Below are 769 nucleotides of genomic sequence, written 5' to 3'. Positions count from 1 at the left end.
GATTGGGGTGAAGTCGTAACAAGGTAGCCGTATCGGAAGGTGCGGCTGGATCACCTCCTTTCTAAGGAGAACTGTTTAAAGCTTAGGCTTTAAACGACAATCCTAATGGTCGATTCTTTTAAAGGACGCAAGTCTGGCGAGAGATCATTAGAGTCGCAAGACTCAAGCCGAGGGATCGGCAACTCATTGGAAAAAGCTGTTGTTTAGTTTTGAGAGACCAGGAATGGTACTCAATATTGTGGGGGTATAGCTCAGCTGGGAGAGCGCTTGAATGGCATTCAAGAGGTCAGCGGTTCGATCCCGCTTACCTCCACCAATTTAATTGAGTGATTTGACGCAATATTGAGGTTTAATAGACTTCAATATTAGTGTCATAAATACTGGTAGCTCACCTTGAGAAATGCAATAAGATAATGATTTGATTTTAATCAATAGGTTAATCTAATCTCATACATCGGGCCGCGCATTTCAAATAATTGATGCTCTTTGAAAACTGCATAGAGAAATAATCTAGTAAAAGTCGAAAGAATTCACTTCGAAACGGAAGTTTCGAATAAACCTAGAAGTAGCGATTGCAGAGGTCAAGCTACTAAGGGCGTACGGTGGATGCCTAGGCGCTAAGAGTCGATGAAGGGCGCGGTTAACAGCGAAATGCCACGGGGAGTCGTAAGCAGGCTTTGATCCGTGGATACCCGAATGGGGCAACCCAACTAGAGTCATATCTAGTTATCGTTAACTGAATACATAGGTTGACGAAGGCAACCTGGGG

At 43.8% G+C, this 769-nt stretch carries 1 tRNA gene and 2 rRNA genes; all 3 read left to right on the top strand.

Going from position 1 to position 769, the window contains the following annotated elements:
* Positions 1-61 (top strand): 16S ribosomal RNA (locus DSBG_RS21500); the annotation flags it as partial.
* 179 nt (positions 62-240) lie between these two features.
* Positions 241-316: transfer RNA gene (locus DSBG_RS21495), tRNA-Ala, on the top strand.
* A 263-nt stretch (positions 317-579) separates the two neighbouring features.
* A 23S ribosomal RNA gene (locus DSBG_RS21490) occupies positions 580-769 on the top strand; the annotation flags it as partial.

This window comes from Desulfosporosinus cupriresistens (assembly GCF_001707885.1).
GTDB lineage: Bacteria > Bacillota > Desulfitobacteriia > Desulfitobacteriales > Desulfitobacteriaceae > Desulfosporosinus.
The sequence above is the reverse complement of the archived record's forward strand: the minus strand, read 5'-3'. Positions and strand labels throughout refer to the sequence as shown.